This window comes from Bradyrhizobium sp. USDA 4532, assembly GCF_024171315.1.
In the GTDB taxonomy this organism is placed as follows: domain Bacteria; phylum Pseudomonadota; class Alphaproteobacteria; order Rhizobiales; family Xanthobacteraceae; genus Bradyrhizobium; species Bradyrhizobium australafricanum.
Genome location: NZ_JALJZN010000001.1, coordinates 6,942,983 through 6,960,685 on the forward strand (window position 1 = coordinate 6,942,983; position 17,703 = coordinate 6,960,685).

The 17,703-nt window shown below is 65.6% G+C and carries 12 protein-coding genes, 2 pseudogenes and 1 riboswitch; of the genes and pseudogenes, 10 read left to right on the forward strand and 4 right to left on the reverse strand.

The genetic code is table 11. The annotated features are described in order from the left end of the window. Positions 1-76 precede the first annotated feature (76 nt). Positions 77-1,090 carry a LysR family transcriptional regulator gene (locus tag J2R76_RS31890; RefSeq protein WP_253625327.1) on the reverse strand — a complete coding sequence of 338 codons (1,014 nt, stop codon included), beginning with the start codon at positions 1,088-1,090 and terminating at the stop codon, positions 77-79. Between the two features lie 42 nt (positions 1,091-1,132). Here J2R76_RS31890 and J2R76_RS31895 point away from each other — a divergent pair, with 42 nt between their 5' ends. Then, positions 1,133-1,330: a hypothetical protein gene (locus tag J2R76_RS31895; protein ID WP_253625328.1), complete on the forward strand. Its 198-nt coding sequence runs from the start codon at positions 1,133-1,135 to the stop codon at positions 1,328-1,330. Between the two features lie 36 nt (positions 1,331-1,366). After that, a complete protein-coding gene (locus J2R76_RS31900; RefSeq protein ID WP_253625329.1) occupies positions 1,367-1,705 on the forward strand; it encodes a hypothetical protein in 339 nt (112 codons plus the stop codon). A gap of 398 nt (positions 1,706-2,103) precedes the next feature. On the opposite strand, the gene rpmE is transcribed toward J2R76_RS31900, so the two are convergent. After that, positions 2,104-2,331: a 50S ribosomal protein L31 gene (gene rpmE, locus J2R76_RS31905; protein ID WP_016845230.1), complete on the reverse strand. Its 228-nt coding sequence runs from the start codon at positions 2,329-2,331 to the stop codon at positions 2,104-2,106. 194 nt (positions 2,332-2,525) lie between these two features. On the opposite strand from rpmE, the gene J2R76_RS31910 reads away from it, so the two are divergent. The 7 genes and pseudogenes from J2R76_RS31910 (at position 2,526) to J2R76_RS31940 (ending at position 12,744) form a co-directional block, all read left to right on the forward strand. Then, on the forward strand, positions 2,526-4,382 hold the full coding sequence (locus J2R76_RS31910) for an ABC transporter ATP-binding protein/permease (protein WP_168857763.1): 1,857 nt from the start codon (positions 2,526-2,528) through the stop codon (positions 4,380-4,382). Positions 4,383-4,534: 152 nt separating this feature from the next. Beyond that, positions 4,535-4,927: a hypothetical protein gene (locus tag J2R76_RS31915; RefSeq protein WP_229192545.1), complete on the forward strand. Its 393-nt coding sequence runs from the start codon at positions 4,535-4,537 to the stop codon at positions 4,925-4,927. Positions 4,928-5,080: 153 nt separating this feature from the next. Beyond that, a pseudogene (locus J2R76_RS31920) lies at positions 5,081-6,570 on the forward strand (amidohydrolase family protein). Position 6,571: 1 nt separating this feature from the next. After that, the gene (locus tag J2R76_RS31925; protein WP_253588777.1) at positions 6,572-7,501 is read left to right on the forward strand and encodes a GTP-binding protein; all 930 of its coding nucleotides are present in this window, start codon (positions 6,572-6,574) and stop codon (positions 7,499-7,501) included. Positions 7,502-7,777: 276 nt separating this feature from the next. Beyond that, positions 7,778-8,529 (forward strand): annotated as a pseudogene (locus tag J2R76_RS31930) (IS5 family transposase). A 135-nt stretch (positions 8,530-8,664) separates the two neighbouring features. Further along, positions 8,665-8,861: riboswitch (cobalamin riboswitch) on the forward strand. Positions 8,862-8,968: 107 nt separating this feature from the next. Next, the gene (locus J2R76_RS31935; RefSeq protein WP_375166545.1) at positions 8,969-11,242 is read left to right on the forward strand and encodes a TonB-dependent receptor; all 2,274 of its coding nucleotides are present in this window, start codon (positions 8,969-8,971) and stop codon (positions 11,240-11,242) included. Between the two features lie 2 nt (positions 11,243-11,244). Beyond that, positions 11,245-12,744: a PepSY domain-containing protein gene (locus J2R76_RS31940; protein ID WP_253625331.1), complete on the forward strand. Its 1,500-nt coding sequence runs from the start codon at positions 11,245-11,247 to the stop codon at positions 12,742-12,744. A gap of 7 nt (positions 12,745-12,751) precedes the next feature. Here J2R76_RS31940 and J2R76_RS31945 read toward each other — a convergent pair whose 3' ends face one another. After that, positions 12,752-13,225 carry a tetratricopeptide repeat protein gene (locus tag J2R76_RS31945; RefSeq protein ID WP_253625332.1) on the reverse strand — a complete coding sequence of 158 codons (474 nt, stop codon included), beginning with the start codon at positions 13,223-13,225 and terminating at the stop codon, positions 12,752-12,754. Positions 13,226-13,301: 76 nt separating this feature from the next. Beyond that, positions 13,302-15,689 (reverse strand): type II secretion system secretin GspD, encoded by a 2,388-nt coding sequence (gene gspD, locus J2R76_RS31950; RefSeq protein WP_194295345.1) that lies wholly within the window; start codon positions 15,687-15,689, stop codon positions 13,302-13,304. A gap of 336 nt (positions 15,690-16,025) precedes the next feature. On the opposite strand from gspD, the gene J2R76_RS31955 reads away from it, so the two are divergent. Further along, the gene (locus tag J2R76_RS31955) at positions 16,026-17,702 is read left to right on the forward strand and encodes a GspE/PulE family protein (RefSeq protein ID WP_253588781.1); all 1,677 of its coding nucleotides are present in this window, start codon (positions 16,026-16,028) and stop codon (positions 17,700-17,702) included. Position 17,703: the final 1 nt, after the last annotated feature.

Below are 17,703 nucleotides of genomic sequence, written 5' to 3' on the forward strand. Positions count from 1 at the left end.
ACCGTTTCATGTTCGTGATTGAGTCGTCGTTGCGGGTCCCGGAAGCAGGCCATCCGCGGCAATTCCCGCAAGGCGACTACGCCTTTGTTTCTTCCGGCCTCGGTAGAGGGGAGACGCGCTTGGCAAACTCGCGTCCCGGATAGTGCTGGCCGCAATAGGCGACGAGGTCGTCGATAAAGGATTTGGCATAAGGAGCCAGAAAGCGCTGCGGATCCCAAGCCACCGCAGTCCATCGCCCGATCGAGGCGCCCCTGTGAATCAGCGGAAAGGCGCGGACGCCTGCGGACGGGATCTGGACATTCGACGGCACGATGGCGACATCGTTGCCGCCTTTTGCCAGCGCGAGCAAGGTGTGAGGCGCTGCGCTTTCGAGGATCACGCGTGGCCTGATGTGTGCGACGTTGCAGGCGGCATCGAACCAGCCGCGAGATGCGAAGTCCCGCCGCAGGAGCAGCAATGACTCTTCGGCAAGTTCGGCAATCTCCAGCTTCCGCCTGCTTGCGAAGCCATGCCGCGGCGAAACCGCAGCAAGCATATGGACGGGAGCCAGCAACCGGCGGTGATAGCCGTCGTCGGCGGCCGGAATGATCGCGAGATGAACGTCGCCCCGCTGCAGACGATCCGGAACGCGGGCACCACCATCCTCGATCAAATCGATGGCCACGGAGGGGTGCCTGCGCCGGAACAGGGGGAGGAAATTGGCGAGCACCGTTTCCATATGTTGGGTGCTGCAGCCGACGCGCAGCGCGCCGGCCTTGCCGGTTCTCAGCGCGCGGGCACGCTCGCCGAACGATTCGGCATCCTGCAGGAGACGGCGGCCGCGCCGTAGCAGATCCTCGCCTTCTGAAGTCAGTTTGATCCCGCGGCCGACGCGATCGAACAACGGAATCCCGAGTTCGTCCTCGAGCGCCTGGATCTGGCGAGAGGCCGCCGGCTGGCTCAGACGCAGCTGTTGTTGAGCGGCGGCAAAGCCGCCTGCCGCGGCAACGACGACGAAGGTGCGCAGCTGGCGAAGGTCCATTTTCAATGCACCAAATGCATGAATAGATGGATAATAAATGCATTGGACACATTGAGCAAGCCGCGACATCCTTACGTCGCTCAGCCGAGATTTGTCCAAAAGGGAATCGCGATGTTTGACACCGAGCGTTTCGTTGCCGATTGCCGCGCAGCGTTCGCGGCGGACCCGTCTCACCGAGCCATTCATGAGGTCGTTGCCCGCGCGATGTCTGAACCGGCTGCGGTATTCAAGGGACTCGGCGAGCCGCAGCGTCCCGAAAGCCGCGCGCTCTTCCATTCCGAGACGCTGACCATCCTCAACGTGGTGTGACCCCCCGGCTATATCGTGCCACCTCACGACCATCACATGTGGGCCGTGATCGGCGTTTATGGGGGCCGTGAGGACAACGTCTTCTGGCGGCGCATTCCGAGCGAGCCGAACAGGATCGAGGCTGCCGGCGCCAGGGCCTTGTGCGTGCGCGATACCGTGCCGCTCGGCACCGACATCATCCATTCGGTGATCAAGCCAATCGACCGGCTGAGCGGCGCAATCCACGTCTATGGCGGCGATTTTTTCGCCACGGAACGGAGCAAATGGGATTCGTTGACGCTTGAAGAGGGCCGCTCCGACCGCGAAGAAGCGCGCCGCAACTTCGAACGGGCGAGCGCGCGTTACGAAGCAAGTCTGCGCGAGGCCGCCGGCTGACTGCAGCGCGCTTAAAGAAGTAGCCCATCCATGCTTGCTTGCAGATGTATGACCCAAAAGTCGAGCCACACATTCAGTGTCGTCCCGGGCTTGACCCGGGACCCATAACCACAAATGACAGTAGTTGCGCGACGCTGGGGCCGCAGCCCTCTTCAACAACACAGCCCTGTGGTTGTGGGTCCCTGCTCCCGTGCGCAATTGCGCACTAGGCAGGGGCGACGATTGTGGATGGAGGCCGTGCCACACATTCGCTGTCGTCCTGGCCTTTGCCAGGACGACGCATCGGGAGGATCGCGGGCCCGTTCAGCCCGCCGGTCCGGAGCGGCCCCCAAAAACAAAAACGCCCCCGAGACGGGGGCGTTTTGCGTGTGGTCGCCGGGGCGATCCCGAAGCGGACTTTAGTCCTTCTTGAGGAAGCCCGAAAACTTCTTCTGGAAGCGCGAGACGCGGCCGCCGCGATCCATCAGCTGCTGGGTACCGCCGGTCCAGGCCGGGTGCGACTTGGGGTCGATGTCAAGGTTCAGCGTGTCGCCTTCCTTGCCCCAGGTCGAGCGGGTCAGGTACTCGGTGCCGTCGGTCATGACGACCTTAATCGTATGATAATTCGGATGAATATCGGCTTTCATGACAGTTCCTTCGGCGCGCCGGCGCCCGTCTCAAGATGTCTGGAATACGGGATTTGCGCGGGTCTATAACCCATGGAGCCCGCCAAAACAAGCCAAGAAAGGGCCTAAGCCCATCACCGGATTGGGACTTTACCGGATTTGCCAGCCGGGGGTCGGCGGGCCTATGTGGGGGGTGATAGAACCGGTCTAGATTGATGAGCGTAGCCGAACAGCTTGAGACCCCGCGCGGCGCCCCGCAGCCTCCGCGCGACGCGTTGCTCGATGAGGAAGCCTTCATCGAGAGCCAGATCACGGAGCCGGCGAAGAGCCGTGCCCGGTTGCGGCCGTTGCTTGCGCTCGCGCCCTATGTGGCGCGCTACAAGGGCCGGGCGATCCTCGCGCTGATCTCGCTGACGATCGCCGCGATCACCACGCTGATCGTGCCGGTCGCGGTGCGGCGGATGATCGACATGGGCTTCACGCCCGAAGGCATCGCGATGATCAACAGCTATTTCAGCGTGATGATCGCGGTCGTCGCGGTGCTCGCCTGCGCCAGCGCATCGCGCTATTACCTCGTGATGACGATCGGCGAACGCATCGTCGCCGATCTCCGGCGCGACGTGTTCGCGCATCTGATCTCGCTGTCGCCCTCGTTCTTCGATTCCGCGCGATCAGGCGAATTGGTGTCGCGGCTCACCGCCGACACCACTCAGATCAAGTCCGCGGTCGGCGCGTCGGTGTCGATTGCGCTGCGCAATCTGATGCTGTTCTTCGGCGCCGCCGCGATGATGGTGATCACCAGCCCGCGGCTGTCCGGCTTCGTGCTGCTCGCGATCCCGATCATCGTGATTCCGCTGGTGGCGTTCGGCCGCTGGGTGCGGCGGCTGTCGCGCACCGCCCAAGATACGCTGGCCGATGCCAGCGCCTATGCCTCCGAACTGGCCAACGCGATCCGCACCGTGCAGGCCTATACCGGCGAACGGCTCGCCAGGACGCGCTTTGCCGGCGAGGTCGAGCAGGCCTATCAAGCCGCGCGCAGCTCGACCAAAGCGCGCGCGGTGCTGACGCTGATCGTCATCTTCATCGTGTTCGCCAGCGTCGTCGTGATCCTCTGGGTCGGCTCGCACGATGTGCTGGTCGGAACCATCAGTCCGGGCCGGCTCGGCCAGTTCATTCTCTATACGGCGTTCGCCGCGAGCGGCCTCGGCCAGCTCAGCGAGGTCTGGGGCGAGGTCTCGGCCGCATCGGGCGCCGCCGAGCGGCTGTTCGAGATCTTGCGCGTCAGGCCGCAGATCGCGGCGCCCGCGTCGCCGCGCGCGCTGCCGCAGCCGGCGCGCGGCGATGTCGGTTTCGACAATGTCAGCTTCGCCTATCCGACCCGGCCCAACGCGCTTGCGGTCGATGAAGTGTCGCTCTCGGTCCGGTCAGGTGAGAAGGTCGCGATCGTCGGCCCGTCCGGCGCCGGCAAGAGCACGCTGTTCCATCTGCTGCTGCGCTTCTACGATCCGAAATCGGGCACTATCTCGCTCGACGGCGTGCCGATCCGGCAGGCCGATCCGGCCGAGGTGCGCGCGCGCATCGCGCTGGTGCCGCAGGATTCCGTGGTGTTCGCCGCAAGCGCCCGCGAGAACATCCGGTTCGGCCGGCCCGATGCCAGCGACGCCGAGGTGGAGCGTGCCGCCGATCTCGCCCATGCCACCGAGTTCCTGCGCCGCCTGCCCGAAGGCTTCGACGCCCAGCTCGGCGAGCGCGGCGTGACGCTGTCCGGCGGCCAGCGCCAGCGCATCGCGATCGCGCGCGCGATCCTGCGCGACGCGCCGCTGCTGCTGCTCGACGAGGCGACCTCGGCGCTCGACGCCGAGAGCGAGACGCTGGTGCAGACCGCGCTGGAGGAGTTGATGCGCCACCGCACCACGCTGGTGATCGCGCATCGGCTGGCGACCGTCTTGTCCTGCGACCGCATCTTGGTGATGGACCAGGGCAGGATCGTCGAGCAGGGCACCCACGCCGAACTGGTCGCCGCGGGCGGACTTTACGCCCGGCTGGCCCGGCTGCAATTCGAGGGGATCTGAAAGAATTGGGGCTCGGCGCGCTCCGCCTATGCGATTCCTATGCAATCGGGCGCGCGCTCCCCTCGAAAACCTATTCCTGCGCAAGGATAGTCGCGCCGCGCCCGACCTCCATCGACAGCCGAAGGACGTCCGGCGCGCGGGGTGTTCGACTGATGCGCGAGAATGCGACCGAACCGGAGAGCAAGCTGCTCCGTGCCTGGCAGCTTGCCGTGCTGCGCTTCGCAGTGACGCTGGGCGACGACGATCGGATGCACGCGCTCGGTGTGGCCGGCGAGGTCGACCGGCTGGGTGGCGCGGCCGATGACGCCTTCCACTTCTTCCGCAGGACGACCGCGGAGCTGTGCGCGGCGATCTCCGGTCAGGGCGCGGATCAGGAGGCCGTCATCCGGCGATTCCTGGCGCAGATCGACAATGTCAGGCTCAAGCGTGCGGTCGAGGCGGCGATCGCCAGGGACCGCACGCCGCCGAAACTCGTGACGAGCCGCGTGAAGCCCGGCCCCGATCTCTGGCGCGGGCTGCCGTCCCGGCGTGCAACCGGAACGTAGGAAGGGCCTCACTCTGCAATCGCCATCACGGCGCAGCGGATATTCCGTCACAGCATGTCGCCACAACCCTGGCCGGCTTGCTGCGATCAGTGCGATGCGCTTCTCTGTGCTCGACAGGAGACCGGTCGGTTTCGGAATGCGGGGAGTGGCGAGATGGGTGGCTTGGTGATCAGCGGCGGCCGGGTGGTGGATCCGGCCAGCGGGATGGACGCGATCGGCGATGTCGCCGTGGTCGACGGCAAGATCGCCGCGGTCGGCACCGGCCTCGGCGGTTCCGAACGGCAGATCGACGCGACCGGGCTCGTGGTGGCGCCGGGCTTCATCGACCTGCACGCGCATGGCCAGACCATACCGGCCGACCGCATGCAGGCGTTCGACGGGGTGACGACCTCGCTCGACCTCGAGGCCGGCGTGCTGCCGGTCGCGTCCTGGTACAAGCGCCAGGCCGAGAAGGGCAGGGTGCTGAACTACGGCGCCGCCGCCAACTGGGCCTTCGCGCGCATCGGCGCGATGACCGGTTCGAATTCGGAAAGCTCGCTGGAATCGTTTGGCGCCGCGATGCGCGATCGCCGCTGGATCGAAAACGTGGCGACCGAAGGCGAGGTCGGCGGCATCCTGGAGCGCCTCGCCAACGGACTGAACGAGGGCGGCATCGGCATCGGCATTCTCAACGCCTATGCGCCGGGCGCCGGCGTGCAGGAATTGACCGCGGTGTGCCAGCTCGCGGCGGATCATGCGGTGCCGACCTTCACCCACGTCGCCTACATGTCGCGGATCGATCCTGAGAGCGCGGCGGAAGCCTATATCCGCCTGATCGGCTATGCCGGCGCCACCGGCGCGCATATGCACATCTGCCACTCAACTCGTCGAGCAAGACGGATATCGAGCGCTGTGTCGCGCTGATCGCGAAAGCGCAGGCGCAGGGCCTGCCGATCACGGTGGAGGCCTATCCCTACGGCACCGGCTCGACCGTGCTGGCGGCGACCTTCTTCAGCGATCCGAAATTCGAGGAGCGCAACGGCCTCGGTTACGATTCGGTGCAGCGCGTGACCGACGGTCACCGTTTCGGCAGCCGCGAGGAGCTGCTGGCGGCACAGGCCGAAGAGCCCTCGACCTTGGTGCTGTGGCATGTGCTCGACATCGAGAACAACGCGCATCATCGCGATCTGCTCGATATGGCGGTGCTGTATCCGGGCGGCGCGATCGCCTCCGACGCGATGCCGTGGACGCTGTCGGACGGCCGTCCCTACAGCGGCGACGCGTGGCCGCTGCCCGACGATGCCACCTCGCATCCGCGCTCGGCCGGCTGCTTCACCCGCTTCATCCGTGAATGGGTGCGCGAGCGCAAGAAAGTGTCGCTGCTCGAAGGCATCCGCAAATGCGCGCTGATCCCGGCCGAGATCCTGTCGGCGAGCACGCCGGCGATGCGGGCCAAGGGCCGGCTGCAGGTCGGCGCCGACGCCGATGTTGTGGTGTTCGACTACGAGACGCTGAGCGATCGCGCGACCTTCTCGGCGATGAATCGTCCGGCGGAGGGCGTGCGGCATCTCGTGGTCAGCGGCCAGCCGCTGATCAGCGATGGTGTGCTCGATGTCGCGGCGCGTCCCGGCCGGCCGGTGCGCCGGCCTATCACGGGGGGCTGAGGTGCCGGTCCCGATCCTGCTGGTCGCGGGCTTCCTCGGGGCGGGCAAGACCACGGTCGTCAACCATCTGCTGGCGCATGCGCAAGGGCGGCGCATCGCCGCCGTGGTCAACGATTTCGGCGCCGTTAATATCGATGCGGAACTGATCGCCGGCGCCGGCGACGGCGTGGTCAGCCTGAGCAATGGCTGCATCTGCTGCACACTCGAGGGCGACCTGCTGCGCACGCTCGCAACCTTGCTGCGGCGTGATCCGCGTCCCGAATTCATCGTGATCGAGACCAGCGGGATCGCCGATCCCGCCGACATCATCCGCAACCTGATGGATCCCGTGATCTGGAAGGAGGCGCCGCTGGAGACCGTGCTGTGCGTGGTCGACGCGACGCAGCCTGCGGCGATGCTGAACGATGCGCTGCTGCGCTCGCAGCTCCGGGCGGCGGATGTGGTGGCGCTGAGCAAGGTCGATCTGACTGACGCCGCTGCGTGCGCCGCGATCCGCGACGCCGTGCGCGCGGTGCGTCCGGCGGCCGTGGTGGTGGATGCCTTGCATGGCGAGGTGCCGGCCGCGCTGCTGTTCCCGGCGGACCTCGATCATGTGCCGGCTCCGCGCGAGACCGCGCCGCGACGGCCGGCGTCCGATCGCTTCGAGACGCTGAGCTGGACCTCGGAGTGGCCCGTCGTGCTGCCGCGCTTGCAGCAGGCGATCGGCAGACTGGCGCCGAAGCTGGCGCGGGCGAAGGGATTGTTCGAGACGGTGGAGCAGCCCGGGCGGCTGACCGTGTTTCAACTCGCCGGCGGCCGCGCGACCTTGGCTGCGGGCGGCGTGCCGTCGCCCGGCGTGCCGCGCACGCGCATCGTGTTCATCGCCGAGATGGGTGCGCTGTCGCGCGCGGAGATTGATGAGGTGATGCAGGGATGCGTCGAGGCTCAGTGACGCGAACCTACGTTTCCCGTCATACTGAGGTGCGAGGGAAGCAGCGTCTCGAAGGATGAATCGGCCACCAGCCGGGCCGTGCATCCTTCGAGACGCGCGTGCCGCGCTCCTCAGAGCCTGACTGAAAAATGGGTGAGTGATCTCAGTGGGGTGTGATTCCATCGGATTTGCAAAGATTCGAGGGAGAGCACGATGCCCTGGACCAAGATCACTCGGGAGCAATATCGGCGGGACGATCTGCGTTATGCAAGCGATATGACCGATGCGGAGTGGGCGGTGATCAGACGCCTGTTGCCGCGAGCGAACCGGCGCGGCCGGCCGCGTAAGACGGAGCTGCGTCGTGTGATCGAAGCGATCCTCTATATCGTTTCGACCGGCTGCCAGTGGCGGGCGTTGCCGCAGGAGTTCCCGCCCTATTCGACGGTGCAGGGCTATTTTTATAGATGGCGGGATACAGGCCGGTGGCAGAGGATTGTCAGCGTGCTTGTCCGCCGGGCGCGAAAAAAGCTTGGACGGACACCGAAGCCGACGGCAGCCGTGATCGACAGTCAAAGTGCGCCAACCACGCAAGCTGGCGGACCGCGCGGCTACGATGCAGGCAAGCGCATCTACGGCCGCAAGCGGCATATCGTGACGGATACCAATGGCCTCCTCCTTGGGTTCATGTTCATCCGGCCAACGTTCAGGACTGCCATGGCGCCGTACCGCTGCTGAAGAACGTGCGGATGAACTTCCCCCGGCTGCGCCACGTCTTTGCCGACCGGATCTACCGCGGAAATCAACTCCTCGACGCGCTCTCAGACTGCGGTCCATGGACTGTCGAGATCGTCGAGCGGCCTCAAGGCGTCAAAGGCTTCCAGCTTCTGCCGAGGCGGTGGGTGGTTGAACGCACATTCGCTTGGTTCGGCAGATGCCGCCGCCTCGCCAAGGACTTCGAGGCGACGGTGGCAACCGAAGCTGCCTGGCTGCTGATTGCACACATCAGGCTCCTGACCCGCAGACTCGCGGCTGCAGCTAAGGTTGGGTGATTTATGAGTCAGACTCTCAGGATGACGGGTTGCCTTTCGGCGTCAGCCCTCGACGTCGCTGTGTCATCGCCGCAGCAGCATCTCGCAAAGCATGTGTGCGACAATCGCATCGAATTGACAGCCTTGCCGGCACCACCTATCGTTTTTGCCGACGGTTCCCTTCGGGGATCAAAAGGGAATGCGGTGCGAGGGTAACCCCAATGCCGCAGCTGTCCCCGCAACTGTAAACGGCGAGCCTTTCGTCAATTTTGCCACTGGGCCATCGGCCCGGGAAGGCGTCGACAGGCGATGACCCGTGAGCCAGGAGACCTGCCGTCAGTCGTGGTCACACGCGAGCACATCGGGCGGGGGCGTCCTGGTGGGATCGGAGCACTGCCTTTTTTGGCAATGCGCCAGTCCACGTTCGCGGTGACGTGCCACGTTACCGCGAGTCCTTTTCATGTCTCCGTCCTCTCCCGTTGCGCGCAAATGGCGCCTCGGTCTTCTCTGCTCCCTGTCATCATTGTTGTTGCCGGTCGAAGGCTCGGCACAAACGCCGCCACCAACCAGACTCGATCCGATTGAGGTCGCGCCTTCCGCTGCGGCAAAGCCGAAGCCTGCGGCGCGCAGCCGTGACATGACCGCTGCGGCGCGGCCACGGCCGAGGCCTGCAACAGCCGGCAACGCCCCGCGCGTCGCGGCGTCGGGCGTACCGGGATCGGCATCGCCGACGCTCAATGCCACCACGCAGGGCGGCACCGGCAGTCGTCTCAACCTGACCCCGCTGCAGACGCCGGCCAGCGTCGAGATCATCACGGCGCAGACCATCGCTGAACGCGGCCAGCATAATGTGCTCGATGCCGTCACCCAGGACGCGGCCGGGTTCGTCGCAACGCCGGCGCCAGGCAATGGCGGCCTGTCGTTCAGCACCCGCGGCTTTGCCGGCAGCAACTCGGTGATGACGCTGTATGACGGCACGCGCTTTTATATCGGCTCCGGCACGCAGACGTTCCCCTATGACACCTGGTCGACGCAGCGCATCGAAGTGCTGCGCGGCCCGGCCTCGGTGCTGTACGGCGAAGGCGCGATCGGCGGCGTCATCAACGTGATTCCGAAGAAGCCGCAGAGCACGCCCTATAACGAGGCCGAGGTTTCGCTCGACAGCAACATGACGCGGCGGCTCTCGGTGGACAGCACCGGTCCGATCAATCCCAATGTGTCGTACCGCATCAACGCCACCGGCAACATGTCGGACAGCTGGGTCGATCGCGACAAGACCTCGAACGCGGTGGTCTCCGCTGCCGTGCGGGTGCAGGCGTCGGACAATCTCGCCTTCACGCTCTCGGAAGATTACGGCGATCGCAGCCCGTCGCGCTATTTCGGCACGCCGCTGATCAACGGCGCGATCCAGGACGCGCTGCGCTTCAAGAACTACAATGCAGCGGACAGCGCGATCCGCTATCAGGACAGCTGGACCCGGTTCAAGACCGAGTGGGACGTCGCCGACGGCATCAAGGTCAACAACACGCTGTATTACCTGACCAGCGAGCGGCACTGGCGCGACATCGAGAACTACACCTGGAATCCGAAGACCCAGCTGATCGATCGCACGAGCTATATCGAGATCTTCCACGACCAGAAGCAGCTCGGCAACCGGATGGATACGACCTTCAGCGGCCACGTGTTCGGCCTTGCGAACCAGGTCGTCGCCGGGTTCGACGTCAACCGGATCGACTTCACCCATACCAACAACTCGCCCTATGGCGGCGCGTCGTCGGTCAATCCTTATGTGTTCGATCCCGGATCGTTCTTCGCCACGACGACGGCGACCACGCCGGGCTTCAACGCGATCGTCAATCAATACGCGCTGTTCGCCGAGGATCGGCTCTCGCTGACCGATCAGTTGTCGCTGGTGACCGGGGTCAGGTATGATCGCCCCGGAGTGGACCGCACCGACTACAAGACGCCGGCAAACAGTTTTGAGACGACGCTATCGGGCACTAGCTGGCGCGCGGGCCTCGTTTACGAGCCGATCAAGAATCTCGCGTTCTATGGCCAGTACGCGGTCGGCGTCGATCCGGTCAGCAATCTGATCTCACTGTCGACCACGCAGAAGACATTCCAGCTTGCGACCGGCAAGCAGACCGAGATCGGGGTCAAGCAGTCGTTCTGGGGCGGCCGCGGCGAGTGGACGCTGGCCGCCTACGAGATCGTCAAGACCGGGCTCACGATTCCCGATCCCGGCAACCCTACCGGCGGCGTGGCATTGCAGATCGGCCAGCAATCATCCCGCGGGGTCGAAGGATCGATCGGGCTCGCGCTGAACGACGGCTGGCGCGTCGACGCCAATCTTGCGCTGTTGCGCGCCAGATACGACAACAACAGCCAGGTGGTCGGCGGCAAGATCGTCAGCTTCAACGGCAATGTCCCGGTCAACGTGCCGCAGCAGGTCTCGAATGTCTGGCTGACCTGGGATTTCGCGCCCAACTGGTCGGTCTATGGCGGCGTGCAGATCGTCGGTGCGATGTACTCCGATCTTGCCAACACCCAGCTGCGTCCGGGCTACAATGTGGTCAATGGCGGCGTCAGGTGGAAGCCGGATGACCGCACCACGGTCGCGTTCCGCGTCTACAACCTGTTCGACAAGGCTTACGCGGCGACCTCGAACGGCACCGGGCAGTGGCTGCTAGGCATGCCGCGTACCGCCGAATTGTCCGTCAACGTGAAGTTCTGACCATGCGCAACGCTCTGATCCGGCGCGGGCGGCGGTGGCTCTATATCGTCCATCGCTGGATCGGCATTGCGACGTGTCTCCTGTTCGCGATGTGGTTCATCTCCGGCCTTGTCATGATGTACGTGGCCTTTCCGCGCCTTACCGACAGCGAGCGCCTCGCCGCGCTTCCTGTCATTCCCTGGAGCAAGGTGCGGGTCACGCCTGATCGCGCGATGGCGATCGCAGGTGTCGAGCGTTATCCGCGTGACCTGCGGCTTTCGATGATGGACGACACGCCCGTCTATCGGGTGACCGCCTGGAAGGCAGGGACGATCACCATTTCGGCGACCGACGGCAGCGTGATCGACCGGATCACGCCCGACCAGGCGCTGGCCATTGCCGCTCATCATCCGCATGCCGTGCAGCCTCGCTTGATCGAAACGATCACGCGCGACCAATGGTCGGTGACCGCGCGCTTCGATCCGTTGCGGCCGCTCTATCGGATCGGCCTCGGGGACGCCGATGGCACCGAACTCTACGTTTCCTCGCGCACCGGCGAGATCGCGCTCGACACCACGCGGCGCGAGCGCGTCTGGAATTGGCTCGGCTCGATCCCGCACTGGATCTATCCGACCGTGTTGCGCAAGGACGGCCCGCTGTGGCGGGATGTGGTGCTGTGGATCTCGGGTGTCTGTCTTGTCGTCGCGGTCACCGGCTTCTGGATCGGCGTCCTCCGCCTGCGGCTGATGCGCCGCTACGCTGATGGCGCCGTCTCGCCCTATCGCGGCTGGATGGCCTGGCATCACATCGCCGGCCTGGTCGGCGGCATCTGCGTCTTGACCTGGATGTTTAGCGGCTGGCTGTCGCTCAATCCCGGTGGCGCGTTCTCCGGCCGCGGCGTCACCCGCGAGATCGCGATCGGCTATAGTGGCCATGACACGGCCGACATCGTCGCCGGCTTCCAGTCGTCGCCATCGATGCCTGCGGTGGAGGCCCGCTTCGTCTGGATCGGCGGACACCGGTTAATGTTGCTCGACGACGGCAACGGCGGCCGCAGCATCGCCGATCCTGTGACCGGTGCGCGGATGACCCTCTCGCGCGACGAGGTCATCGCTGCCGCCCGACACGCAATGCCCGGCGCTGCGATGACATCAGCGCGGCAGCTCGATGAACCCGACGCCTATTGGTACACGCTGCACCAGGCGCGCGAGCTTCCGGTATTGCGGATCGGGTTCGACGATCCCGCCCGCACCTGGCTGCACATCTCCCCCGTCACCGGCGAGATCCTCGAGCGCAGCGACGACAGCCGCCGGTCCTACCGCTGGCTGTTCAACGCGCTGCACAGCCTCGATGTCCCGCTGCTGCTGCGCATCTGGCCGGCGCGCGACGTCGTGGTGTGGCTGCTATCGGCGGCTGGTACGATTATCTCGATCAGCGGGATCGTGATCGGGTGGCGCCGGTTGCGGCGGCGGAAGGTACGAGGCAGGCGCGTGTCGGCGGGCCTCGTGCGCACACCCCCGTAAGGCGCGATTACTTGGCGGTCAGGTGCACGTCCGGCGCCGGCCGATCGGGGGCCCATTCCAGTGCAAACCGCTGACCGGCGATGATCTCATAGGTCGAGAGCTTGGATGCGACCGCATCGCGGAAACGGAGATAGGCATCGCGCTGCCGCCCGTTCGAGCGGGCCGCGGCCAGATTGAGCCATTTGTAGGCCAGCACGAAATCCGTCGGAACGCCGTGACCCTTGTCGTACATCAGGCCGAGCTGGGCCTGCGCGAACGGGTCGCCCTGCACGGCGCCGCGATAGTAGCAGTCGGCGGCGGCTGCGTAGGCCTGCGGCACGCCGAAGCCGTGCTCATACAAGAAGCCGAGCATGCCGAGAGCGCGCGGATTGCCGCGCTCGGCGGCCGGCGCGAGCTCCCGAGCCGCCCGGACATAGTCGCCGCGATGGAAGGCGGCCGATCCGCGCGCGACGCTGTCGGCGCTCGCGACAGAGGCGGTCATCGCCCAAAGCGCGATCGCAAGCGAAGCCGAGAGGCCCGTCCGTTGTGCGAGAACGCGGCGCATCCTGCTGCCCGGCTCAGTGATAGCTGGTGGTGATCGGCGCATTGGTCGATGTCGTGGCGATGCTGCCGCGCAATTTCGATCGAAGCTCCTCGGCCACAGTCTGGGCGTCGGAGCCGTTGCGGATGATCTGCGGGCGGATGAAGATGATCAGCTCGGTACGCTGGGTGCCGTTGCTCTGATGTCCGAAGGCGTCACCGAGGCCCGGAATCTGGTCGAGCACCGGAAGCGCGTTGCGGGCGCCGCTCTGCTGTTCGCTGATCAGGCCGGCCAGCAGCACGGTCTGACCGTTGGCCACCGAGATCTGGCTCTTGACCCGTCGCTCCGAAACGGTCGGCGTCAGGTTGACCGTGCTGCCGCTGCTTTGGGGAACGTTGCTGATCTCCTGCTCGACATCGAGCCGCACGGTGCCGTTCACGCTGACGCGTGGCGAGACCTTCAGGATGATGCCGGTGTTGCGATAGTCGATGGTGTTGACGACGGTGTTGCTCGTGGTCAGCACCGTCGCGCTGCCGGTCGAGACCGGGACGACGTCGCCGACCTGCAGGGTCGCGACCTGGTTGTTGATCACCACCAGCGAGGGATTGGACAGCACCTTGACGCTGGTGACGGCGTGCAGCGCATCCAGGATCAGGCTCGGCTGCGTTGCATTTCCGATCAGGAAGTTGAAGCCCGGGAAGCTCTGGTTGATGAAGGCATTGGTGAGCGACCCCGCGACCGAGACCGCGCCGGTGGTCGCGTCGGTGGTGGTCGCGGGAGCGGAAGTGGCCTGGGTGCCGAGGATCGAGCCGGTGTTCGGCTTCAGGCCGAGGTTCTGGCTGGTGAGATAGGTCTGCACGCCATAGGACAAGGTGTTGTTGAGCGTGACCTCGGCGATCGTCGCGTCGATCGCGACCTGGAGCTGCGGCTCGTCGATCTGCAGCAGGGTCGACTCGATAATGCGGTAGTTGGCCTGGTCGGCATAGATCAGGAGATTGTTGTTCACGACATCGGGCGTGATCCGGACGTCCTGCATGACGGGCTGCCCGTTGCCGCCGCCGGCACCGCGTCCGGCATCCAGCGCGGCATTGTTGCCCTGGCCCGGATTGTTGGGATTGTTCGCTTGCCCGCCGGCGCCGAATCCCTGGCCAAGGCCCTGGCCTGTTGCGCCTGTCCCCGACGTGCCGCGGGATGCGAAGCCGCTCATGCCTGAATTCGCGCCGTTGTTGTTGTTGAGCGACAGACGGTCGGCGACGCTCGAGGTCGACGAGGTGCCGGAGCCGGGCGCGAGCTGGCTGTCGGCACTGTCGAGCAGGTTGCCAGACGATCCGCCAAGGAACATGTCGGTCAGGACCCGCGCGATCTGGCGCGCATCGCCGTATTTGACGCGGTAGACATGGACCGAGGTGCGCGCCGTGTCGTTGCGGTCGAGGCGCTTGATCCAGGTCGCGGCCGTGTGCAGCATGTCGGGCTTCTTGGTCACCACCAAAATCGCGTTCAGGCGCGCGATCGGCATGAACTTGATGACATTCTGGCTGAGGCCGTTCTCGCCGGAATCGACGATCTTCTCCAGCTCGGCAATGACAGGCGCGGGCGAGCCGCTCGAGATCGGGAAGATGCCGACGGATTGGCCGCGCATCCAGTCGACGTCGAAACTGAGCACGGTATCGACCGCGGTGCGGCGCTCGGCGCCGGTGCCCTGGATCAGCAGCAGGTTGCGTGTCGTGTCGGCGCGGATCGCGCCCGCCCTGGTGGCGAAGCTGTCGGTCAGCTTCATGAGGGTCTGCGCCGACACATATTGCAGGGGGACCACCGAGATGCCGAATCCGGGTTCGGGATTGGCCGCCGCAGCATCGACGCGGCCGCCGCCGACGGCGTCGCCGAGCGGCGTCAGGCGATAGCCTGCCGTATCCTTGAGCAGCACAACGCCGCTCAGGCGGAGTGCGTTTTCAAGCACGAACACCATGTCGGACTTCGGCACCGGGCGGACCGAGACCAGGCTGACCGTGCCCTGCACCCGCGGGTCGATGGTGTAGCCGACATGCAGGATGTCGCCGAGCACCACCTTGGCGACGGTCGCCACCGGCGTGCTCTCGAAATTCAGATCGAAGCCATTGCCGTTCGACGCCGGCTGAGGCCGCGCGTCCGCGACCGCCGTCACTTCGCTTCCGTCATACATCGCCGCGCGGACGCTGCCGCTCTGGCTGCCGCCCGTCGCCGCCAGTGCGTTCGCCGGTTGCGGCTGGCGCTGCGCCAGGTCCAGCGAGCGCACCTTGTCGGTGACGTCGAGTTGGGATGCGTCCACGCTCTCGCCGACCGTCGCAGAATTGCAGGACGCCAACAGCCCCAATGACGTCAAGGCAAAAATGGCTGCGAGGCCGCCACGGATCGTCGGGCAGCGGCCCACTGTGCCTACGCGTTGCATGAAGGCCCTTCGCTTTGACTAACTGAAATTTCGATTGCTTGCGACGATCGGTCCTGCCCCGGAGGGACTCTTAGCGATCGAACATGACAGAAATAAATTGGTTACATGATTGTCGTTCGCGACCTGCCCATCGCATCGCACCTAAACTGTGCAGCCGGCGCGCTGCTTGTGTCCGCGATGCCACCCTCAAAGTTTCTTGAGCGCGACGAATGATGTGACTTCGCACAGCTGTCACACTTCGGATCGATAACCGCACAATTGCCGGGAGCCGAACGCGACGGCACGCAGCGGCACTTGGCACGAACTGATCCGGGATAGTGTGGCGGGATATCGAGAATGGCCAACGACCTGTCCGTTCGGTTCGTGGATTATCTGCGTCAGAACAATCACCTGGCGCCGAGCGATGGAACGGCCGAGCGGACCGGGCAGGGCGCCGACGCAAGGCAATCGAAGCTGTGGGAGGTCACCAGCCTCTCGCCGACCGACTTCGCCGACGAAGCCGCGCGCTTCTTTGCGCTCGGCCGGTTGACGCTCCAGGAGATGACGTCGGCCGAGCCGCTGGTCGGGGCGTTCTCGCCGCGCTTCCTGCGCGAGACCATGGTCTATCCGTGCCGGGCGGTCGACGGGACCACGGTGCTCGCCGTCGTCGACCCGACCGATCAGGCGACGCTGCGCGCGGCACAGATCGTGCTTGGCGCTGATATCAATGTGAAAGTGGCATCGTCAGAAGACGTCGCCATCGCGCTGAACAACTCTTCCAGCACTGAAGAGGCCGAGGCCGCCGATAGCGCGGCGGCGCTGCCCCGCGAAGACGACATCGAGAGCCTGCGCGATCTCGCCAGCGGCGCGCCGGTGGTGCGCGCGGTCAACGATCTGATCGAAAAGGCGGTCGAGCTTCGCGCCAGCGACATCCATATCGAGCCGTTCTCCGGCGGGCTGATGGTGCGCTTACGGATCGATGGTCTGCTCCGGCCGGTCGCCGCGCTGTCGGGCGTGCTGCCCCAGGCGGTGGTCTCCCGCATCAAGATCATCGCCAACCTCAATATCGCCGAGCGCCGCCTGCCGCAGGACGGCGCGGCGCGGCTGCGGGCCGGTCGCACCGACATCGATATCCGCGTCGCGATCATGCCGACGCAGCACGGCGAATCCTGTGTCATCCGCATCCTGCCCAAGGATCGCGGCTTGCTGGTGGTCGAAAAGCTCGGATTCTCCGAGCCTGACGAAGCCAAGCTGCGGCGGCTCTTGAAGCTGCCGCACGGCATGGTCGTGATCACGGGGCCGACCGGCAGCGGCAAGACCACGACGCTGGCGACGATCCTGTCGATCCTCAATGAGCCGAGCCGCAAGATCCTGACCATCGAGGATCCGGTCGAATACGAGCTTCCCGGCGTCAACCAGTCCCAGATCAAGCCCGCGATCGGCCTGACCTTCGCCACCGCCCTGCGGTCCTTCGTTCGCCAGGACCCTGACGTGATCATGGTCGGTGAAGTCAGAGATTCCGAGACCGCGCATGTCGCGGTGCATGCGGCGCTGACCGGGCATCTGGTGCTGACGACGCTGCACACCGAGACCGCGGCTGCCGCGGTGCCGCGTCTGCTCGACCTCGGGGTCGAAGGCTATCTGTTGCGTTCGGTGCTGCGCGGCGTGATCGCGCAGCGTCTGGTCCGGCAACTCTGCGAGCGCTGCAAGACGGCGCGGCCGCTTGCAACAGCCGATTTCGCCGAGGACCCCCGGCTCGCCGCGCTCGGCTTCAAGGCCGACGAGATCATTCACGAGCCATGCGGCTGCGAGCGCTGCGGCGGGACCGGCTATCGCGGCCGCCTCGGCGTGTTCGAACTGCTCGAACTGTCCAATGAACTGCGCGAACTGATCGGGGAGCGAACCGACGGGCTGAAGATCGATACGATGGCGATCCGCTCGGGCATGACCACGATGCTCGACGATGGGGTCGCCAAATGCCGCGCCGGATTGACCTCGCCCGCCGAGATCCTCCGCGTCGCAACGGTGCGGTGAC